We start from the raw sequence: 20,995 nt of genomic DNA on the forward strand, positions 1-20,995 counted from the left end.
ATCATAAGTTACGCAGAGATCCATTGTGCATCGCATAATTTCCTATCACTACTTTCCACCATTATCCAGTAGTGACCGCGTAGCGTACCCATGTATTGGAATAGTTTCACATATTTTAAAAATATTGTTAGGGATTGTGTCGAAAAATATTTTTTTGATACCCCAACAACGGGTCAAACCGTTGATAGATCAACATTTATAGAGGGAGGAATCCAAATGAAACTCTCAAGCAATACAATTCTAATTACAGGTGGAAGCGCCGGGATCGGATTAGCTTTTGCAGACCGATTTATGAAAGCAGGGAATCAAGTGATTGTTTGTGGTCGCCGAGAAGAGGTACTTCAACAGGCGAAAGAGAAATTCCCTAGCCTTATTACATATGTGAGCGATCTAGCAGTAGAAACTGACCGTATTGCACTATTCGATTGGGTTACAACGAACTATCCAGACGTGAATGTGTTAGTGAACAACGCAGGAATTCAACAACGTTTTAATGTGTTAAAAGCAGACGCTAAGAATGATTGGAGTTATTTCAACAAAGAAATCACCATTAATATGGAAGCTTCTATCCATCTATCTATGTTGTTTGCGCCTTACTTTTCAGAAAAAGAAAATGCGACCATTATTAATGTAACATCAGGCTTAGCCTTTACACCGATGGCAATTGCTCCGATTTATTCAGCAACCAAAGCAGCAATGCATTCTTTTACCATGAGTTTAAGACACCAGCTTTCCGACACTTCTGTGGAAGTAATCGAAGTTGCTCCTCCTGCTGTAAATACAGATTTAGGCGGTGCCGGCTTACATACTAGTGGCGAACCATTAGATGCATTCGCAGATGGAATTTTCCAAGGATTAAAAGAAGGAAAGATGGAGATCGGATATGGTAGTTCTGTCAATCGCTTGAGAATGTCACGTGATGATTCGGATAAGCATGTGGAAAATATGTATAATGCGATGAAGAAGACGATAGAGTAAATCGTATATTACTTTCGCTAGAAAAAAACTCACCGTGTTGGATGAGTTTTTTTCTAGTGAATTAAATTCTATATCCAATCTTCTACTTTCTTCTTTTTCCAATCAAAAACATTACTAAACCAAATAATACCGCTCCAATTATCCAAACCCATATTGGAATGCCATTATCTACTTTCACTTGAGTAGCTTGTGTTTTCTCTACATATTCCGTTACATCTTTGTTATTAATGGTAAAGGGTTTAGCTGTGGATACCTCTTTCCCATCAACTTTCCCTTTTATATTTAATGTATAGTCGCCATCTTCAAGTGTTTCATCATTCCATTGGATTGGATATCTTATTTTTGTCTTAGGGGCCATTTTAAAAGGTCCATATTCCCCTTTAAACAACTCGTTTCCATCCTTATCTGAAACCGAATAAGTACCTGCTATTTTTTCTTGTATTTTTTTTGCATCGTTGCTCATTTCCATAAACACAAAACCAGTTTCGCCACTAAAACCTGCTTCTCCAAATTGGAAGTTATCAGGCACTTCATTTGGTATATTTAGTTGAAGTGCAATGGCATAGACGGTCTCTGTTTTCAAAATAAAATTCGCAGTACCTTCTTCCGCTTCTTGTTGTGTTTCCGTTTCCTCTCCTTGCATTGTAAAAAGAATACCCCCTAAAATATGCTTTCCATCTAATTCTGGAACTGTTAACTCAATGGGTACCTCCACAGATGTTGATGGAGGTACCTTTACAGTCTCTTCTACTTTAATAAATTCAGCCAATCGAACAGCATCCTCCAAAAGAACGGTATCGGTAGAGTATAGCTCATCCTCATAGAGCATTCCACCATTTGGATTAGTATAAGCATTTGCTGGCTTAATACTTATCGTTACCTCTTTGTCCTCATTGTTGGTAATGCGCACTTGAAGTGTTTGTACTTCGCTCGAATTTACAGACAAATCAAAGTACCCTTTTGTTTGAAGATTTTGATTTTCTGGATAGATTGGCTCAATGGTTAAAGGAACGCTAGCTTCCTCTGCCTTCACATATATACTAACTAATGGAGATGCCTTTCCAAATATGAGTATTAAAAATAAAATACGAAACACTTTCATGCTTGTACCTCCCTATCGTTGGCTTATTTTAACCAAGTTAGAGAATTTTCATTAGAGTAGAAAAAGAAAAAACAATATCGATTGAACATGTCTTCCTTATCTTTGAATATTTAATGCTAAAAAGGGATTAATAATAAATCGAGTAGGAGGGAGTGATTAACTCCCGACCTCTCACACCACCGTACATACGGTCCCGTATACGGCGGTTCAATAACTTAAGTATCGACGTTCATATAAATGGTTAAGGTCTTTTAGACCCCATTTAATGAGCGTCTTTATTTTAATTGCCGTATGAAGCGTTTCACAGCCCGACATCCTCCAATAACCCTTTCGGGTATTAGCTACTTTCAAAGCCTCTTCATGTTTGATGCCTAATCTCCTTAGTTGCGCATAACGTGTTTTGACCTTTTTCCATCTTTTCCATATAATCTGTCTTAATCGATGATTCAACCATTGTGCAATATCTTTAATAAACCTCTTCATCAAGCTAATCCCATAGTAATTTATCCAACCAACAGTCGCTTGGTTAATTGCTTTGGCTATTTCCTCAAACTTACCTGGGCGATTTCGTCTGGTTAGGGATTTTAATTTAACTTTAAATCTCTTTTTGGCTGCCTGGTGCGGTCTACAACTAACACCTTTAGAAGTAGAGTGTATGCAAAAACCTAGAAATTTCAATTTTGTTGGACTTCCAATTTGGCTCTTAGTGCTGTTAACCGTCAGTTTCAAATCTTTCTCTAGAAAGTTAGAGATACTTTCTAGTACCCGTTGCCCAGCTCGATTGCTTTTAACATAAACGCAGAAGTCATCCGCAAAGCGCACAAACTTGTGTCCACGTTTCTCTAATTCCTTATCTAGTTGATTTAAGTAGACGTTACTCAATATTGGCGAAAGAACGCCGCCTTGAGGAGCACCAGAATCCGTTGATTTTGTTAGTCCATTTTCAAGGATTCCACTCTTAAGAAATTTCCAAATTAGCTTTAGGACTATATTGTCTTGTATAAATACCTTTAGGTATTCCATCAACTTCTGGTGATTTATGGTGTCGAAGTAACTCTTTAAGTCACAGTCTACAACCACTTTATATCCTTGTTCGTAATAGTTGATGGATTGCTCAATGGCTTGATGTTGGTTTCTGTTGGGTCTAAATCCATAGCTCATTTCTGAGAAATGAGGGTCGATTATCCCACCGATTACTTGATAGATTGCTTGTTGGACCATACGATCCCTTACACATGGAATGCCTAACTTACGTTTAGACCCATCTGGTTTGGGAATTTCAACACGTTTAACAGGTAAAGGTTTATAAGTGCCATCCTTCAATTTTCTTTTCAATTGCTTGTGGTATTTACTTACATGACCAAAAAGTTCATTTACTGTCATCCCATCAATACCGGGTGCACCTTTATTTGCCTTGACCTTCTCACATGCTCTAAGTAGATTATTATCATCAATTATTCTGTCAATTAAGTCGATACCATCTTGTCGTCTTGCTTCTTTAAGGACAGTACTGCACACTTTTGCATACTCTTCAGTTTCCAACTTATCTCTTTGCAAATAGCCATTTTCCAATGTATTCTGTGGTCTTTGCACTGTCTTCACCTCCGCATTTCTTCAAGATTGTTATTGTTCAGCCCTTCATTCCAAAGGAACTACTATGGCTTCTGCTGACTTCTTACAATTCAGTTTGTCATCACTGACCAACTTGTTCCTGTGAGATATTCCATCTCTCTTGTCGGGAACCCTTGTAAGACCTCCCCGGGTAAGAGCTATAACCTTCCTCCCATGTAACTGCTATATTTACTGTATGGGACTCGTGCAGTATTGGACTTTGTTTTGTTGTGCAAACTCGTCCATCCCAATTCAGCCTTATATATAGTTTCTGTCCGTCAGTTCGGGATTTTGCCTCCGGCTTCCTTCAGATTCCACCTCACGATGGACACCCTTGCCATTAGCTAACAGTTCCTACTGCCAAGCCTGTAGTGGACTTTCACCACCAAGTTATAGCCCATGCCGGGCGCACACAAAAAAACCATGCCTTATTAGACATGGTCACATTAGGAATTCGCTTATATCATGGTCCAGTTGTAACAGTTACTGAAATTGTTGAAGTGTATGTTCCTGCTTTAACATCTTTTGGTTGAAGAGTTAACGTTAAATTGTTTGCATCTACATTATACGTACCCATGCCGCCGCCTTCAGCAGCAGAAAGAATTTTCACACCAGTAGAACTATCTATTTTACCACTTGCTTTAGAAATGGTAGCTAACTCACTAGCTCCGGTATCCGCAGTCACTGTTGGAAGATCGATATCAATTGAATTGGTTGGTAATGTTAATCCATTAGCTGAATCCGTAAATTGATCAGCTTTCACCACAACGTTCCATCCATCTCCGGTTCCTGTTGCGTCAATTACAGTAAATGCACTAACAGCAGCAGTACTATTTTGAACTTGTCCATTAAGAGTTACAGAGCCAAAGTTATCAACACTTGGTTGAGTACCAAATGATAATGAACCACCTTCGATTGCTGTTGTAGCAGCAAATGCTGATTGTCCACCAACCAATGCGGAACCTATAATTGCTAAAGTAGAAACAGTTGCAAATAATTTTTTAATCATTGAATTTCCTCCTTTAGACTGTTTGTTTAATTTATTTGAAATAAGCACGTTATTTTTATCCATTAAAAAAATCCCTCCAACACAAATTTTTTGAATCGGAAGAATCTTGAATTTCAACTCATAACACGAGTATCATTCTCCATCCTTCAGCAGCTCAGCCACCATGGTGATTCTCACGTTTAGGTCTGTAACTTTGCGTCCCAATTTTTCAACTGGTTTGCCTTTGTTGCAGAATGAGAACGATTTTGACTCTCTGTATTTATGTCGATTATCGTCGTCCATCACTCTCTGAAACTAACTATACTCTGGATATGAAAAAAGAGATAGATATAAAATTTTTCCAGAATAGTAATTAACTCGAACTAATGTGAAAAAATATACCTAAATAAGCATTTATAATATATTAATATAATTACAAAAAAAGAGAAGTAATACAATAATTGATTAAATATTAGGACATTAAAAGCTCACCTTTATGTCGGTGAGCTTTCTTCAGATATTACATTATTGGTTTAACCATTAATCCTAATTTACTTATTACTATTACTTCCTAATCAGACCCTCATTCTTCTTCAAAACACCTGGATTAGCAATAAACTCTGGCTCCTCTCCATTTAAGAAATTAATAACATTTTGTGCAACAGTAGTCGCCATAATATAATTACTTTCCCTTGTTGTTCCACCTACATGTGGGGTGAGTAGGACATTGGATAAGCTTAATAATTTGTTGTCTTTTGATATTGGCTCCACTTCATAGACATCAAGGGCAGCTCCTGCGATTTTATTGGCTGATAAAACCGTGTATAAATCCTCTTGATTAATGACAGCACCTCTTGCTGTGTTAATGATATATGCTGTTGGTTTCATCAAGGAAAATAACGCATTATCAATGAAATATTTCGTTTCTTCATTTAATGGAATATGTATAGATATAAAGTCAGACTCAGCAAATACTTTTTTGATATCGTCGGTAATTTCCACTTCTAGATCATTCGCTTTTTTCTGTTTAGTAGGCCTAACCTCTCTTACCCAAGCTTCTACCTTCATATCTAACCCATACACTAATCGCTTTGCTACCTCTTGTGCAATGCTCCCGAAACCTATTAGCCCTACTTTCTTCCCCTTTAATTCTTGGGTACTTATTCGATTCCTCGAATCAAAGTTTCCTTTTTCCATTTCTTTATGAAAGTTTAGAAGGGACTTACTTAATGCCATGATAAACATTACGGTATGCTCTGCAGTGGAAACTTTATTTACGGAAGGTGCATGCAATACTGGAATCCCTACCTTTGTGGCATATGCAACATCAATATTATCAAGCCCAACTCCTGCTCCAGAAATCACTTTTAAATGAGGATTAGCTTCAATTACTTCTTTTTCTATTCGTGCAGGCGCTCTTAAAACTACTGCATCCACATCTTTAACTAATTCACATAAATTTTCCATACTATAATCATCTGTTCTTATAACCTCTGCCTTATTGTTTAAGATTTTCTCAGCTGCTTCATGATACATGGGTAATATTTGCAGCACTTTAGGTTTTGACATCCGCCATACCTCCTCATTATTAGCTGGTTTATATTTTCCTGTGGAATAATAAAGAAATTAGCTTTCCTTGCATTTGGAGCTAGTGTTAACTCTATTTTCTTTTCTTGTTCATTTTATCAAACTATTTTGTCATTTATCGAAAAGAATCAAACAAAGTTCTTCTTTCTCCAAAAAAACAGGTACTTTCTCATTCGAAAGTACCTGTTTTAAAGAAAAGATATATTTCATTAATTATGCGTAGCATGCTTTGGTGTATTCACTTTTAAAGGAGCTTTTCGCACTAATATAAAGTAGGATAAGAAAGCTAATAAGCTTGATGCGAAGATGATAACTCCCATCGGTAGAGCAGTATATTCTCCTCCAATTCCTACTAATGGTGCAGTTAATGAACCTAGTAAAAACGGTAATAAGCCTAATAATGCAGATGCACTTCCTGCCATATGTCCCTTTGTTTCCATTGCTAAAGAGAAGGATGATGTACCAATTATACTGATAGAAGTGACGAATAGGAAAATTGGGATTGCAACAGCTAGTAATGGTGCATGTAATAAAATCGCAATTACTAACAGAATAGAAGCGGACATAGAAAGAACTAAACCACTTTTCAAGAAGGTTTTCTCCGAAAATCTAGATAATCGACCAACAATTTGTGTTCCAATAATTAAGCCAACCCCGTTTATTCCAAACAATAAACTAAAGACTTGAGGGGAAACGCCATAAATATTTTGGTAAACAAAAGAAATACCAGATACATAGGCAAAGATTCCTGCTGTGGTAAAGCCTTGTGTAAATGCATAACCGGCAAATTCACGGTCTTTTAATAAGGAACCGAAATTCATGACTACTTGTTTCATATTACTTGGTACACGTTTTTCAGTTGGTAACGTTTCTTCTAGTTTAAAGGAAACGACTACCGTCAAAATGGCGCCAACACATGTTAAAACAAGAAAAACCACTTTCCAATTTGCAAAGGAAAGAATAGCCCCGCCGATAATTGGCGCCACAATTGGTCCAAGGTTTCCAATCAACATCAATGTAGCAAAAAACTTTGTTAGTTCTCTTCCACTATAAAGATCTCGAACAACAGCTCTTGAAATAACAAGACCACCTGCCGCTGCAAATCCTTGTATGAATCGTGAAACAATCAACATATAGATATTTGGCGCTACCGCACAGACTAATGAAGATAATAAATATAAACCGAGAAAAATAAGCAATGGTTTTCGACGGCCCTGTACATCACTCATTGGCCCAATAATTAACTGGCCTAAACCTAATCCTAATAAGCAAGTCGTTAAACTAACTTGCACAAGAGAGGCACTCGTGTGAAATTCCTCAACAATCGTTGGAAACGCAGGTAAATATGTATCGATTGTAAATGGACCTAATAGGGATAATGATCCCAACAGAAAAGCAATTTGTAGCCTTTTAGTATTGGATATTGTGTTCAATTTTCTATCGCCTTCCTACAATAAATTTTCTATATCCTTTCGAATATGAACCAAAAAAAATGCTTCTTTCAAAGAAGGAAGCATTTGTTGCTTTACATATTGTATTACGAATCTTGAAATATTTCACTACTTATGCACTTATTTTTTTCATATTTTTTGGGACAGGGGGTCAGACCCCTTGTCCCATCTTATCCTAATTTACGTAGCGACATATTATTTATTTTTTTGTTCTTATAGCTCATTTTTAAAGAGAATGGTATGAGCAGTAATATTATTATACTCATAATTAAAAAGGATTGTTGTATTGATAATATACCAGCTTCTTGTTCCGACATATGCTCCATATATATAATCCGCCTAGTTTCAAAAAACATAGAAAACAACACAATTGTTATCGCTCCAATAAGTTGTCTTATTACGTTATTCATTGACATTGCCCGAGATACTTGGAATTCAGGTAATGCATTTAATCCTGCTGTAGTAGCTGGTGTGTTTATAAACCCTATACCAAATCCCCTAATTATTAATAAGGTAATTAATAACATCTCACTAATATTACCAGCAGTTAGACCTAAAATGAAGGTTACACTTGATAACAGTAATATACCTAGTGGCAAAATAAATCTTACACCACTTCGATCTAATATTTTCCCACCTATCGTCATTGCTATGCCCATCACAATTCCTTGTGGAAATAAGATAAAACCTGTTGCCAGAGCGCTAAAATGGAGAACTTCTTGTAAAAGTAAAGGTAATAATAATACACCACTAAAAAGACTAGCCGTACAAACTGCTACAATGATGGTACTATTAGTAAAAATGGAATTTCTAAATATTCTCAAGTCGATTAAGGGAAACTTTGTATGTAATTCAGTATAGATAAATAATACAAATCCAATACATCCTACTAAAATTAGACATATAGTCAACCAATTATTTTCTGTAAAGCCATAAGGAATTCTATTAATCCCTAACGTTAAGCATACAATACCTAAGGTAATACATAAAAATCCCATCATATCAAACTTAAGCTTCTTTTTCTGCCACTTTTCTTTAATAAAGTAACTAGTTGCAAAGATGCAAATAATGCTTGTAGGAATATTCATTGCAAATAGCATTTTCCAAGAGCTATACTCTAAAATTAATCCCCCGATTGTTGGTCCTATAGCAGGTGCCATCATCGCTGCAACACCCCATATTCCTGTAGCAAATCCTCTTTCCTCTTTCGGAAAATAACTAAATAATATGGAAATGCTCAAGGGCATTACAAGACCGCCACCAATTCCCTGAACCACTCGAAACATAACTAATGATGGAAAGTCCCAAGCGATAGTTCCTAATAAGGATCCACATAAAAACAATAACATACCAAGTATATATACTAGCTTTCGAGTAAATAAATCAGCAATATACCCGGATAATGTCATTGTTACCATCATGGGTATCATAAAACCAACAATTACATTTTGTGCCTCCGTTGCATTAATATCAAACATATGCATAAAAGACGGAATAGAAATATTTAATATACTGTTATTTAATATTACACTGAATGAACCTAATAGCATGGCAATCAAAACGCCATGCTTAGTCTTTCTAGTTTCTACATTCGTTTCCTCATCCAAACTGCTCTTCCTTTCATTTGCTTGCTAGAATCACCCTTCCCAAAGTACTTCATTAGGCAGGACTTTATAATATTCTTCTTGTTGCTCAAATACTGAACCTATTGATAAAACTTCACCTTCAGAATAAGGAGAACCTATAATTTGAAGGCCAATTGGCAGATTTTCTTTTGAAAAACCACATGGCAATGACAAAGCAGGTAAACCTAAAATATTCGCAATAAAAGTAAATTTTCCACGCCAGAATGAAACCTCTTTTTCATATAATTCTATTTCAGGAGCTACATCAGGAAACGTTGGTGTCAAAATAACATCTACTTTATTAAATATCTCCTTAAATTCTTGCGATATCTTTTTTCTATACCTTTGTGCTTGAATATACGATTCAGCTGTATAGAATTGCCCTATTTCAAAAGCTGGTCTTAAATCAGGACCATAACCATCTGCTTTCCCCTCAAGATTATGCATATGAAAGGAGTACGCTTCAGAGGTTAAAATTGTACTATGTGCCTCTCTTAATCTATTCAAGTTAGGTATTTCTAAAGGTATAATTTCAGCACCATAATATTCAAAAGTTTTTAAGGCCTTTTTGAAAAAAGTTGCTGTATCCTCATGGAGAGAATCAAAGATATACGAAACTGGAACTCCTAGCTTTTTCCCCTTTAAGCTTTCATTTTTATTAAATCCATTGATATTCCATTTTGAATGTTTATAGGATGATTCATCTTTTACATCATATCCTGAAATAGCTTCTAGAAGAATTGCGGCATCTTCACATGTTCTAGTTAAGGGACCAATATGATCTAATGTCCAAGATAGGGGAGTTACACCATGTCGGCTAACTCTACCATAAGTTGGTTTTAGACCAACAACACCACATAAACTAGCAGGCATGCGAATAGACCCACCTGTATCTGTCCCTATAGAGGCAAGCCCGAATCCAGCTTGAACCCCTGATCCAGAGCCAGAACTTGATCCGCCAGGTACTCTATTTAAATCCCAAGGGTTTTTCGTCCATCCATAGTGCGGATGTGGGCCCTTATAGGCAAATTCATGTAAATGAGCTTTCCCTATGATAACACCACCTGATTCTAGTAATTTTTTTGTTACTGTTGCATGAGTAGCTGGAATATATTCAGGATTAACTCTTGAGCCATTTGTCATTGGTATATTTGCATAAGCAATGATATCTTTTAGGGAAATAGGAATTCCATGTAATGGACCTTTGTAGTCCCCATTTATAATATCTTTTTCCGCATTTTCTGCTTGTTTCTCTGCAATGTCTGTCATTAAGGTAATAAAAGTATTTAGTTTACTTTCATATTTATTAATTCTTTTAAGCATATTTTTTAATAATTCTACAGGTGATAATTCTTTACTTTTTAACTGCTCACCAATACTTGCAATAGTCATTAATTGAACGGTTTCCATTTTCTAATTCCCTCTTTCTAAATGGATTCTATTAAAAAACTATGCTTTCCATTACATACTAATGGAAAGCATTTTCTTCTTACTCTGGAGAATACACAGGTGCTGGCTCTAAGGCTAATGGAAATTCTTTTGAAACTTCTCTAAGACCATCAAGTACAGGTTGTAATCCTATTGCGTAAACTTCTAATTGTTTTTCTAAGGCTGGATCAAACGTTCTACCATTTATTTCAACACTGATATTCTTTAATAATTCTAGATTCATTTATAACACGCTCCCTATTTTAAATAGACTATTAAACCATTGATTTTAACTTAGACCAGTAATTAATTATTTCAGTTGTCTCCAATGCCATTCCAAAATTATTTTGAATATTAGCAAATGTAGCTTCATGTAATGCCGGAATATACCCAGCACTAGCATCCTTAACTACTGTTACATGGTAATCGAGCATAAATCCGTCTCTTGCTGTTGATTCTACACAAACATTAGTAGCAACCCCAGTTAAGATAATAGATTTGCAATTTAAATTTCGTAAAATCATATCTAAATCTGTCCCTATGAATCCACTATACCGATGTTTTTCTACAATGATATCCTCTTCTCTTGGAGACACTTTATAAAATTCTGTTCCCCAGGATCCCTTTTTGCAAATATCTAATGGGTCCGTATATCCTGCTGGTCTTGGACGATTAGTCCATGCATCTGATATCGTATGTTCATCTTGTGTCATTTGAATAAAAACAATGGGGATATTTATTTCTCTCGCATTCTCCATTAATAATTCTACCTGTGGAATAATTTCTTGAGCTCCCGTTACATCACGCCCCATTTTAGAACAGGCACCTTCTTCATGACAAAAATCATTTTGAATATCTACTAAAATTAGCACAGTTTCATTTGGATTTAGATATTGCTTCATAATTAATCCTCCTTATTATCTTTATTTCTACTTAAAGTAGTACTTTTTCTCTCGAGCTGCTTTCATATAAAATACATGATACTTTTTGTCCTGTTCTTATTTCTATTTCTGGTGGGTACATGTTTGAACATTGTTTAATCGCATGAGGACATCTTGTTCTAAATCTGCAACCCGATGGTGGATTCATCGGACTTGGTAACTCTCCTGTAATAGGTGAATTATTTAATGTAGACACTCCTACTTCCATAGATGGAACAGAATTTAATAATGCTCTTGTATAAGGATGACTTGGTGTTTCATATATTTGATTAGCAATACCTTTTTCTACTACTTTCCCTAAATACATGACCATTACTTCATCACTTATATATTCCACTACATTTAAATCATGTGAAATAAACACTAAAGATAAAGAAAATTCAGTCTTTAATTCTTGCAATAAATTCAGGACTTGTGCTTGTACAGACTTATCTAAAGCCGAAACCGCCTCATCTGCAATAATAATTTCTGGCTCTAAAACCAGAGCTCTTGCAATAGCTACACGTTGCCTTTGCCCACCACTTAAACTACTCGGATATCGCGTTGCGTATGATCTCGGTAATCCAACTGCCTCTAGATAATAATTTGCTTTTTTTCTCGCTTCCTGCTTAGAGACTCCATTTTCCCATAAACTAAATGCAACATTATCTATTATTGTTAACTTCGGATTTATCGAGGAATAAGGATTTTGAAACACCATTTGTATTTTTTTTCGAACACTTTGTAACTCCGCTCCAGATAAAGTCAGGATATCTTTTCCTCTAAAAAGGACTTTGCCTTGATCTGGTTCTATAAGCCGCATTATTAATCTAGCCAATGTTGATTTTCCACAACCCGATTCTCCTACTATTCCAATTGTTGATTGTTCTTTTAAGGAAAACGATACATCATGTACTGCTGATATAGCTCCCTTAGTCTTACCTAACCACCCCTTAATTGGAAATGTTTTCTTAAGTTCCACTGCTTCAAGTATTGCTCCCAATATTCTCACCTCTATTATTCTTTGATTTCTAATGCATCCCTCAATCCATCTGACACTAAATTAATTGCTAGGGCCGTAATAAAAATAAATAACCCTGGGATGATAGTTAGTAGGGGATTAATAAATATTTGTTGTTTCAAATTATTTAACATAATTCCCCATTCAGGATTTGGTGGAGATACACCCAAACCTAAGAAACTTAGACCGGACGCAAGAACAAGACTTATACTAATCTGTGTTGTACAATACACAAATAATCTACTGAATACATTCATAATGATGTGATAACGGATTATGGAGAAATTTCTTGCTCCACTTGATTTTGCAGCTTCTATAAATTCTTCTTCCCTCACCCCCTTTACTGCTGATTCTGCTATTCTAGCTACTGGGGGAATAAAAACGATAGAAATAGCAATAATTATATTATTTATTCCTTGTCCTAGTGCAGCAGAAATACCAATTGCTAGCAATATAGCCGGAAAAGCATAAAATATATCGAGTGTTCGCATAATGATGGTATTTAAAACGCCCCCAAAGTATCCTGCTACAATACCGAGAAAACTACCAATGAAACCAGCAATTAGTACAGGAACAATACCAGCTAGCAAACTAAGCCTTCCTCCATATAGGATTCTCGTTAACATATCTCTTCCTTGTTCATCTGTTCCTAAAATATGACCTTCTGAACCTATCACTAGCAATCTATCCGTAATCTCTCCTTCAAGAGGATCATATTGTGCTATTAATGGAGCTAAAAGGCAGGAAAAAATTATAATCAGTAAAACTATAAATGAAACAAAAGCAATACGATTCTTACAAAAAACCCTTATTACTTTTTTTGTTGTAGAATCCTCTTTTTCTTTTCTCGTTAAAATTGTTGTAGCAGTATTAATACGTTCAGTATTTTCTGTTATCATTTTTCTCCCTCCTTATGCTTGGCGTATTCTTGGATCAACAACAGCATGTAAAATATCAACGATAAGATTGATTAATACAAATAAAATACTTATTACTAGTACTCCTGCCTGAATAATAGGAAAATCCCTTTGACTTATCCCTTGATAGATTAACTGTCCTACTCCTGGCCAGGAAAATACTGTTTCAACCAATACAGACCCACCTATCAAATACCCTACTTGTAATCCTGCTACAGTTAAAATCGTTGGCGTACAATTTTTCAATACATGCATTAAGATAATAAAAGAACCTGCTCCTTTTGCTTGTAAAGTAATGATAAAATCCTTTTGCAAGAGATCTACTACTGAACTTCTAATCATTCTTGTCATTACTCCTAAAGTAGTCATTCCTACTGCTATGGCAGGTAGTATTAAATGAGTAATTGTATCACTTATGCCTCCCCCTCCAATACCTTTCATTCCTGCTGAAGGGAGCCAACCCAACATAACAGAAAAAATTCCTATTAAAATAAGTGCTGCCCAAAAGTTTGGAATACTTACACCTGTAAGACCAATAATATTACCGAGAGAAGCTATCCATGATTTAGGATGATAAGCACTATAAACTCCAATTATCAAACTCAAACTGAAAGCAAAAACTGCTGCTCCAAAGGCTAATATAAAGGTATTTCCCAATGCATCAAATAATAAATCATTAACCGCTAACTGTTTAATAATAGACCTCCCGAAATCTCCTTGTAGGGTATTACCTATCCAACTAAAATACTGAACGACCAAAGACTTATCTAACCCTAGTTCTTGTTCAATTCTCTGACGGTCCTCTTCAGTTGCATCAGGTGAAAGCAACGAGTTTACAGGATCTCCTGGAACTATTTGTAGCATTAGAAATACAATAACAGTAACACCTAATAAAGTAGGAATCATGAGCAAGCATCTTTTCAGAATAAAACCAGCCATCTATTCACCTTCTTTTTATTATCTTTATAAATGTATCTTCAGTTATTCAATAGAAATAGTTTTTAAATCTGCAAACCATGATTGTGGTTGCACAAATCCTTTTACATTTTCTGATAACACTCTTAAATTTAGATCATGTACAACAAATATCCAAGGTGCATCATCAGCGACTATCTTTCCAGCTTCTTTTAAGTATTGATCCCTTTCAACTGTATCAAAGGTTTCACGAGCTTTCTGAATAACTTCATCTAATTCTTCATTCGAATATTCCATAATATTTGATCCATTTGGTATAAATGAACTTGTTGCAAAATAGCGGTCAAATACCCAAGGAGCAATTGGTGCTAAGGAAATATTATAAGCCCCTACTTCTCTATCATCTGGAAATCCAGCACGATACTCTGTAATTAATGTCTGCCACTCAATCGCTTCAATTTCCACATTAATTCCTACTTCTTTAAGATTTTTTTGAACAAATTCATTCATTTCTAATGGCCACATATTACCAGAACCACTAGTTGGTACAACAAAAGTTGTATCAAAACCATTAGGATATCCTGCTTCTTTTAGCAGTTCTTTTGCTTTTTCTGGATCATAAGTATATTGTGTAGCTTCTTCGTTATACCAAGGATGCCCCTCGTATAAAACTTGGGTAGCAGGTTTAGCAACACCATTTAATAAAGAGTTCGCTAAAGCATCGCGGTCAATAGCATAATTTGCTGCTTGTCTCACCCTTACATCATTCCATGGTTCTTCTTTCAGATTTAACAAATATGGCCAAATGTGTGGATAGTCATTTAATAATACTTGGAATCCCGATGACTTTAATTGGTCTATAGATTCTGTTGGAGGTATTTCTGCCCAGTTTACTTGGCCTGATTGTAATCCTGCTAATCTAGAAGAAGCATCTGGCATCGGCTTTAAGATAACTTGATCTACTTTCGGTATCTCACCCCAATAGGATTCATTTTTTTCCATCACCAACTCTTCCCCTTGACTCATGCTTACGAATTTAAATGGACCAGTCCCAGATGGGTGACTTACATAATCTTCCCCATATTCTTTTACTGCTTCCGTGCTAGGAATTAAAATAAACGTTAAATCATAGGGTAAAAAACTGTAGGGTTCCGTTGTTTTAATTTGAAAAGTATAATCATCAATTTTTTCGTAACTTTCTACATACTTTAAATAAGATAAAACTCCACCAGCAACACTTGCATTATAAAACTCTGAATCTGGATTACTTATTCTATCAAAGGCAAACACAACAGAATCAGCATTAAACGGGCTTCCATCATGGAATGTTACATTCTCACGTAAATGAAAAGTCCAAATAGTAGGATCCTCTTCAGATGTTTCCCATGACTCTGCTAATCCTGCAGTTATGTCTGCTGGTTGTTCACCTTGTGTTAAATCCCAACCTACTAAACCATCATATAGTTGGTGACCAACAAAACGATAACCTTCATACCCTTCCGTAGGTGTAGTATCAGGGCTTGGTATATTAGAAGCAGACATTGCAATTACTAAGCTTTGAGTTTCATTAGAACTTGTTGATTTATTCCCATTACATGCTGTTAAAATTACTACTGCAATCATTACCAGTAAGATACATCTAAAGTATGATTTAGTATTATTAGGCCTCATATGATTTCCCCTTTATTGTTTGAATCAGTTAAACATGTACGATTTCTTTCGGTAACCCAGTATTTTCATATAATAAACAAGCGACTTCACTATCATTCGGCAATTTTTTCAAGTTTGGATTTAATGTTCTACAGGAATCCATTACATTAGGGCATCTATCAGCAAAAGCACATCCCTTAGGCATATTTGTTATTAATGGTGGCTTTCCATGAATAGCTGTTAGTGTACCTTTCTGACCTTGCCTAGGAGTTGCTGCAATTAATCCTTTCGTGTACGGATGGTTGGGTCTAGAAATCACTTGTTTCGCTTTTCCATACTCTACGATTTTGCCAGCATACATAACTGCTATATCATCAGCCATCTCTGCAGCTACACCGATATCATGTGTTACTAATACAATTGACATCCCATATTCAGCTTGTATTTGTTTAAAAAGGTTAAGGATTTGTGCTTGAATCGTTACATCCAAAGCAGTAGTTGGCTCATCTGCTAGTAATATTTCTGGCTGACAAGATAGAGCCATCGAAATAACAGCACGTTGTCTCATACCTCCACTCATTTCATGTGGATATGCTTTTACTCGTTGTTCTGGAGAAGGAATTCCTACTTTTCGGAAAAGCTCTATAACTTGTGCTTTCGCTTCACTTCGCTTTATTTTTTGGTGAGATAGAATAGTTTCTTCTATTTGCTTTCCTACTTTGTAAAGCGGATCAAACGCTGACAGAGAATCTTGAAAGATCATTGCTATTCTATTTCCTCTTATAGATTGAATGTCTTTTCTAGTCTTTTTTAACAAATCCTCCCCCTGATATTTAATGGAACCTTCTATAACTGCTCCAGGAGGAGTTAAGCGTAAGATGGAACGCAATGTTACACTTTTACCGGAACCAGATTCACCAAGTATTACCAGAGTCTTCCCTCTCTCAACAGAGAGGTTGACTCCTCTAACGGCAGGTACTAGACCCTCCTTGGTAGCAAAATTAGTAACTAACTGCTCCATTTCTAACACCTTTTCCATTATAAAATCGCTCCTTCCAATTTTTAAACGACTACTCCTCTATCAGATTTAGCAACTTCATATGCTTTCTCAAATGAATTGGCTGCTCTGAACACCAATAACTCTTCAAATGGTCGACCTTGTAATTGTAATCCGATTGGTAATCCTGATTCTGTAAAACCACACGGAACAGAGATTGATGGGAAACCATTAAAGTTACTTGGAGAAGTTCTAGCAAGTACTCCTAAATCTCTTGGATTTATTTCTTTGTTTCCAAAAGTAATCGTTTCACAATTAATTGGAAATGCTGGAATAGCAGTAGTTGGTGCGAGTAGTAAATCAATAGTTTTATATACTTCATTCCAATTCTCTTTCGTTTTTTGTCTTAATCTTTGTGCCTGTATGTAAGCCCACGCTGGAGTGTATTGTCCCATTTCTAATCTAGTACGTATATTTGTACCATATTCTTCATATCGTTCCTTTAAGAAACTAGAATGATAACTATATGCTTCAGCTGTAGTAAGGATACTTTGAAGTTGAACTGACTCAGATAAAAACGGAAGTTCTACTTCTACAATGGTTGCCCCCATTTTTTTAAATAATGCTATGGATTCACGAACATTCTTATCTACTTCTGGATCTAAATTTTCAAAATAATATTCTTCGCAAATTCCAATTGTTACACCTTCTAAGGAAAGGTTATCTTCTGTAAATGCTTCAAAGTAATTTGGAACTTCTTTTTTTGATGAACTAGCATCCTTTGAATCATAACCAGCCATTACAGAAAGAACTGCAGCAGTATCCCATGTTGTTTTTGCCAAAGGACCTGCATGATCGAGAGACGAACTTAACGGTAATACTCCATTCCTACTTACTCTCCCATACGTTGCTTTGATTCCAACTACTCCACATAACGCTGCTGGTATCCTAATGGAACCACCTGTATCTGTACCTAATGAGAAAATAGAGCTTGATGCTGCTACAGTTGCTCCTGACCCACCACTAGATCCACCAGGAATCATGGCCGGATTCCACGGGTTACCAGTTGGCCCAAAATGTTCATTTTCATTCGTTCCTCCGTAAGCAAACTCATGTAAATTATTTTTACCTACCAAGATAGCTCCTGCGTTATTCAATTTTGATACAGAGGTCGCATCAAAATCTGGTACATAATTTGAAAGGATTTTAGAGCCAGCTGTTGTTTTAACTCCTTTGGTTGTATACAAATCTTTGGCTGAATATGGTATACCATGCAGTACTCCTTTATAATTTCCTTTTAATATTTCCTTTTCTGCAATTTTGGCTTTTTCTTTTGCACTATCCTCTAAAACGGTAATAAAAGCATTAATATTAGGCTCTGTTATCTCAATTCTCTTGATGCATTGATTGACTAACTCAACTGGCGATACCTCCTTATTCCTAATTAAAGGGGCTAACTCCTGAATTGTTTTTTTCATTAGATTTTCTTTCATTACATTCCCTCCGTTTTTAGAATATTCTGTTTCTTGTAATTACTATAATAAATTTTATGGTAATAGTGGTAATAGAAAAAAACTATGGATAACAATATTGAAAAATACTAAATTTTCTGATAAGTTATATGATAAGTATGCATAAATATACAAAAATACAATTTAATATTAATGAGAGGTGAAATGGATTGGATTTAAATTCGCTAGATTCTTTTATAACTATTGTTAGAGAAAAAAGCATTACAAAAGCATCTCATATGCTTCATATCACCCAGCCTGCTTTAACTTCAAAATTAAAAAAATTAGAAACTGAGGTAGGGGTCCAACTAGTTGAGAGAAGTAAAAAAGGAGTGGAGCTTACCATACCTGGAACCTCCTTTTTAGTGAAAGCTCTCAAGATGGTTCGGGAGTTTGATTCAGGAAATATACTCGATCAAGACGGTGATTTTTTTCATTCTACGAATTTAAATAAAAATCTAAAAATAGGTATAACGAGACCACTTGCTACTTCCCTTTTGCCTGATATATTATCTAGTATTAATGAATTTGACCCAAACCTAAAATGCAATATCACTTCAGAATTAACAGATTTAGTATTGGATCTAGTCTTATTTGGCGAATTACATTTTGGAATTGTTTGTTATTGTAAGCCACAAGAAGAGCTTGAATTTATTCCTATTTATAAGGATGATATTGTCTTAATTGGTCCCAAAAGTGATTCAAATCCATTAGATAAAAAAAAATTAGTAAATAAACCTTTTATTCTTTTTAATAAATCTTTACCACTCAGACACGATGCAAATGAAATCCTACTAAATATGTTAGGTGAAATTCCTGAAAATATTCAAGAAGTAAATGATACCTATGCACTTATCAGCATGATTTCAAGTGGTCTAGGTTATAGTTTTCTCCCTTTATCCTTCATCTTAGATTTTGTTCAATTAAGAAATTTCAACAAAACAGATTCTTATGACATGCTTCCTTTCAAAATTACCAATCTAGGAAAATATTCACCACCAAGATATATACATATTGTTTATGCTAAAAATAGAAGTACTAATTTACCAATAGAAAGATTAGCCGAATATATCAAATCCTCTAGGGATAGACAGAAGAATATGTATATATCATAATAGTTATTGCTTTGTTCTCTAACAACATTAGAGAAAGATTTGCAGCTACCACAAACATAATTGCATTACGTCTTTGCTTATAAAACTCTATAAAAAAATAACAAATAGCCCTCCGTCTTAAGATGGAGGGGCTGATTTAAAATCATATAAAAGAAAGTTACGTTTTTTGCTTCGGAACCACAACAAATTCAAGCTCTTCCTTACGAACAAATTTCTTTATATTCGAAATAGATAAGTCACCTACTCTTTTTATAGATTCAAAGGTGGCTCCTCCAATATGCGGGGTCGCAACAATCTCCTTTCTTCCCGGTAAATCATTAATAGGTGGCTCTACCTCAAATACGTCTAATGCTGCACCTTTAATTTTTTTCTCCTCTAGCGCCTTGACTAAATCTATTTCGTTCACTAATGGACCACGAGATATATTGATGATGTAAGCAGTTGCTTTCATTAAACTTAATGTTTCACTATTAATCAAATGCCTATTTTTATCGTTTAAAGAAGTGGCAATAATAAGATAGTCAGCCGTTTTAAACAATTCTTCTTTATCTACAAATGTCATATTTAATGGGTCAGCTACCGTTTGATCTGGATAATTCGTGTATACTATTGTTTCCATATCAAACCCGATTGCACGTTTTGCGATTGCCTTCGCAATGGACCCAAAGCCTATGATACCTAGCTTCTTCTGATAAATTTCATTGCCCATTGACAATTCCCAGTGTCCTGATTTTATCTCTTGATCTTTTTTAGGAATATTTCTTGCAGCTGATAACATCAAACCGAACGCAAGATCAGCGGCTGATTGGGCATTTACACCAGGAGCATTTGTTACTAATATTCCTTTTTCATAGGCATAATCGACATCAATATTGTCATAGCCTGCTCCATATTTTATAATGTATTTTAAATTCGGGGCCGCTTCTATTACTTCGCTATCAATCTTCACTACTGCAACAATAATAATATCTATATCTTTAACTTCCTTTTTCAATTCCTCTTTCCCAATTCCATGATCGGTATATAATATTTTCACTTCACCTAATTGCTTTGCATCTTCTATAAATTTAGGATTTGCTTCATAGAAAGCATCTCTTAACATGATTAAAAGCTTCAAGTTTTTGACCTCCAGATAAACATATAGTATCTCCTAGTAGTTATTGCGATTGAATTTATGAT

18 protein-coding genes and 1 riboswitch are annotated in these 20,995 nt (G+C 35.4%); of the genes, 2 read left to right on the forward strand and 16 right to left on the reverse strand.

Going from position 1 to position 20,995, the window contains the following annotated elements; all coding sequences use genetic code 11:
• The first annotated feature begins 216 nt into the window (after positions 1-216).
• Complete coding sequence (locus tag QQZ16_RS16975) at positions 217-978, forward strand: SDR family oxidoreductase (RefSeq protein ID WP_031537936.1); 762 nt, start codon at positions 217-219, stop codon at positions 976-978.
• Between the two features lie 82 nt (positions 979-1,060).
• Here QQZ16_RS16975 and QQZ16_RS16980 read toward each other — a convergent pair whose 3' ends face one another.
• From QQZ16_RS16980 to QQZ16_RS17050, 15 genes are all read right to left on the reverse strand, one after another.
• Positions 1,061-2,080, reverse strand: coding sequence for a DUF916 domain-containing protein (locus QQZ16_RS16980; RefSeq protein ID WP_031537937.1), 1,020 nt, complete (start codon positions 2,078-2,080; stop codon positions 1,061-1,063).
• A gap of 207 nt (positions 2,081-2,287) precedes the next feature.
• Positions 2,288-3,556: a group II intron reverse transcriptase/maturase gene (ltrA, locus tag QQZ16_RS16985; RefSeq protein ID WP_197030884.1), complete on the reverse strand. Its 1,269-nt coding sequence runs from the start codon at positions 3,554-3,556 to the stop codon at positions 2,288-2,290.
• Between the two features lie 598 nt (positions 3,557-4,154).
• On the reverse strand, positions 4,155-4,700 hold the full coding sequence (locus tag QQZ16_RS16990) for a WxL domain-containing protein (RefSeq protein WP_031537939.1): 546 nt from the start codon (positions 4,698-4,700) through the stop codon (positions 4,155-4,157).
• A gap of 145 nt (positions 4,701-4,845) precedes the next feature.
• Positions 4,846-4,932, reverse strand: a riboswitch (cyclic di-GMP riboswitch).
• 311 nt (positions 4,933-5,243) lie between these two features.
• Positions 5,244-6,248, reverse strand: coding sequence for a hydroxyacid dehydrogenase (locus tag QQZ16_RS16995; protein ID WP_048718043.1), 1,005 nt, complete (start codon positions 6,246-6,248; stop codon positions 5,244-5,246).
• Positions 6,249-6,475: 227 nt separating this feature from the next.
• Positions 6,476-7,699 carry a Bcr/CflA family multidrug efflux MFS transporter gene (locus QQZ16_RS17000; protein ID WP_031537941.1) on the reverse strand — a complete coding sequence of 408 codons (1,224 nt, stop codon included), beginning with the start codon at positions 7,697-7,699 and terminating at the stop codon, positions 6,476-6,478.
• A gap of 188 nt (positions 7,700-7,887) precedes the next feature.
• Positions 7,888-9,324, reverse strand: coding sequence for a DHA2 family efflux MFS transporter permease subunit (locus QQZ16_RS17005; protein WP_048718040.1), 1,437 nt, complete (start codon positions 9,322-9,324; stop codon positions 7,888-7,890).
• A gap of 30 nt (positions 9,325-9,354) precedes the next feature.
• Positions 9,355-10,752: an amidase gene (locus QQZ16_RS17010; RefSeq protein ID WP_031537943.1), complete on the reverse strand. Its 1,398-nt coding sequence runs from the start codon at positions 10,750-10,752 to the stop codon at positions 9,355-9,357.
• Between the two features lie 79 nt (positions 10,753-10,831).
• Positions 10,832-11,014, reverse strand: coding sequence for a hypothetical protein (locus QQZ16_RS17015; protein WP_031537944.1), 183 nt, complete (start codon positions 11,012-11,014; stop codon positions 10,832-10,834).
• A gap of 31 nt (positions 11,015-11,045) precedes the next feature.
• Positions 11,046-11,672, reverse strand: a complete 627-nt coding sequence (locus QQZ16_RS17020; protein ID WP_031537945.1) for a cysteine hydrolase family protein — start codon at positions 11,670-11,672, stop codon at positions 11,046-11,048.
• 31 nt (positions 11,673-11,703) lie between these two features.
• Positions 11,704-12,702: an ABC transporter ATP-binding protein gene (locus tag QQZ16_RS17025; RefSeq protein WP_231512560.1), complete on the reverse strand. Its 999-nt coding sequence runs from the start codon at positions 12,700-12,702 to the stop codon at positions 11,704-11,706.
• A 5-nt stretch (positions 12,703-12,707) separates the two neighbouring features.
• Complete coding sequence (locus tag QQZ16_RS17030; RefSeq protein WP_031537947.1) at positions 12,708-13,610, reverse strand: ABC transporter permease; 903 nt, start codon at positions 13,608-13,610, stop codon at positions 12,708-12,710.
• 12 nt (positions 13,611-13,622) lie between these two features.
• Positions 13,623-14,567 (reverse strand): ABC transporter permease, encoded by a 945-nt coding sequence (locus QQZ16_RS17035; protein WP_031537948.1) that lies wholly within the window; start codon positions 14,565-14,567, stop codon positions 13,623-13,625.
• Positions 14,568-14,609: 42 nt separating this feature from the next.
• A complete protein-coding gene (locus tag QQZ16_RS17040; RefSeq protein ID WP_051640963.1) occupies positions 14,610-16,214 on the reverse strand; it encodes an ABC transporter substrate-binding protein in 1,605 nt (534 codons plus the stop codon).
• A 28-nt stretch (positions 16,215-16,242) separates the two neighbouring features.
• Positions 16,243-17,232: an ABC transporter ATP-binding protein gene (locus tag QQZ16_RS17045; RefSeq protein ID WP_031537950.1), complete on the reverse strand. Its 990-nt coding sequence runs from the start codon at positions 17,230-17,232 to the stop codon at positions 16,243-16,245.
• A 23-nt stretch (positions 17,233-17,255) separates the two neighbouring features.
• Complete coding sequence (locus QQZ16_RS17050; protein ID WP_031537951.1) at positions 17,256-18,683, reverse strand: amidase; 1,428 nt, start codon at positions 18,681-18,683, stop codon at positions 17,256-17,258.
• A gap of 188 nt (positions 18,684-18,871) precedes the next feature.
• Between QQZ16_RS17050 and QQZ16_RS17055 the strand changes: the two genes are divergently transcribed.
• The gene (locus QQZ16_RS17055) at positions 18,872-19,816 is read left to right on the forward strand and encodes a LysR family transcriptional regulator (protein ID WP_031537952.1); all 945 of its coding nucleotides are present in this window, start codon (positions 18,872-18,874) and stop codon (positions 19,814-19,816) included.
• Between the two features lie 157 nt (positions 19,817-19,973).
• Here QQZ16_RS17055 and QQZ16_RS17060 read toward each other — a convergent pair whose 3' ends face one another.
• The gene (locus QQZ16_RS17060) at positions 19,974-20,933 is read right to left on the reverse strand and encodes a phosphoglycerate dehydrogenase (RefSeq protein WP_048718039.1); all 960 of its coding nucleotides are present in this window, start codon (positions 20,931-20,933) and stop codon (positions 19,974-19,976) included.
• Positions 20,934-20,995: the final 62 nt, after the last annotated feature.

The organism is Bacillus sp. T2.9-1 (assembly GCF_950097965.1).
Lineage (GTDB): Bacteria > Bacillota > Bacilli > Bacillales > Cytobacillaceae > Niallia > Niallia hominis.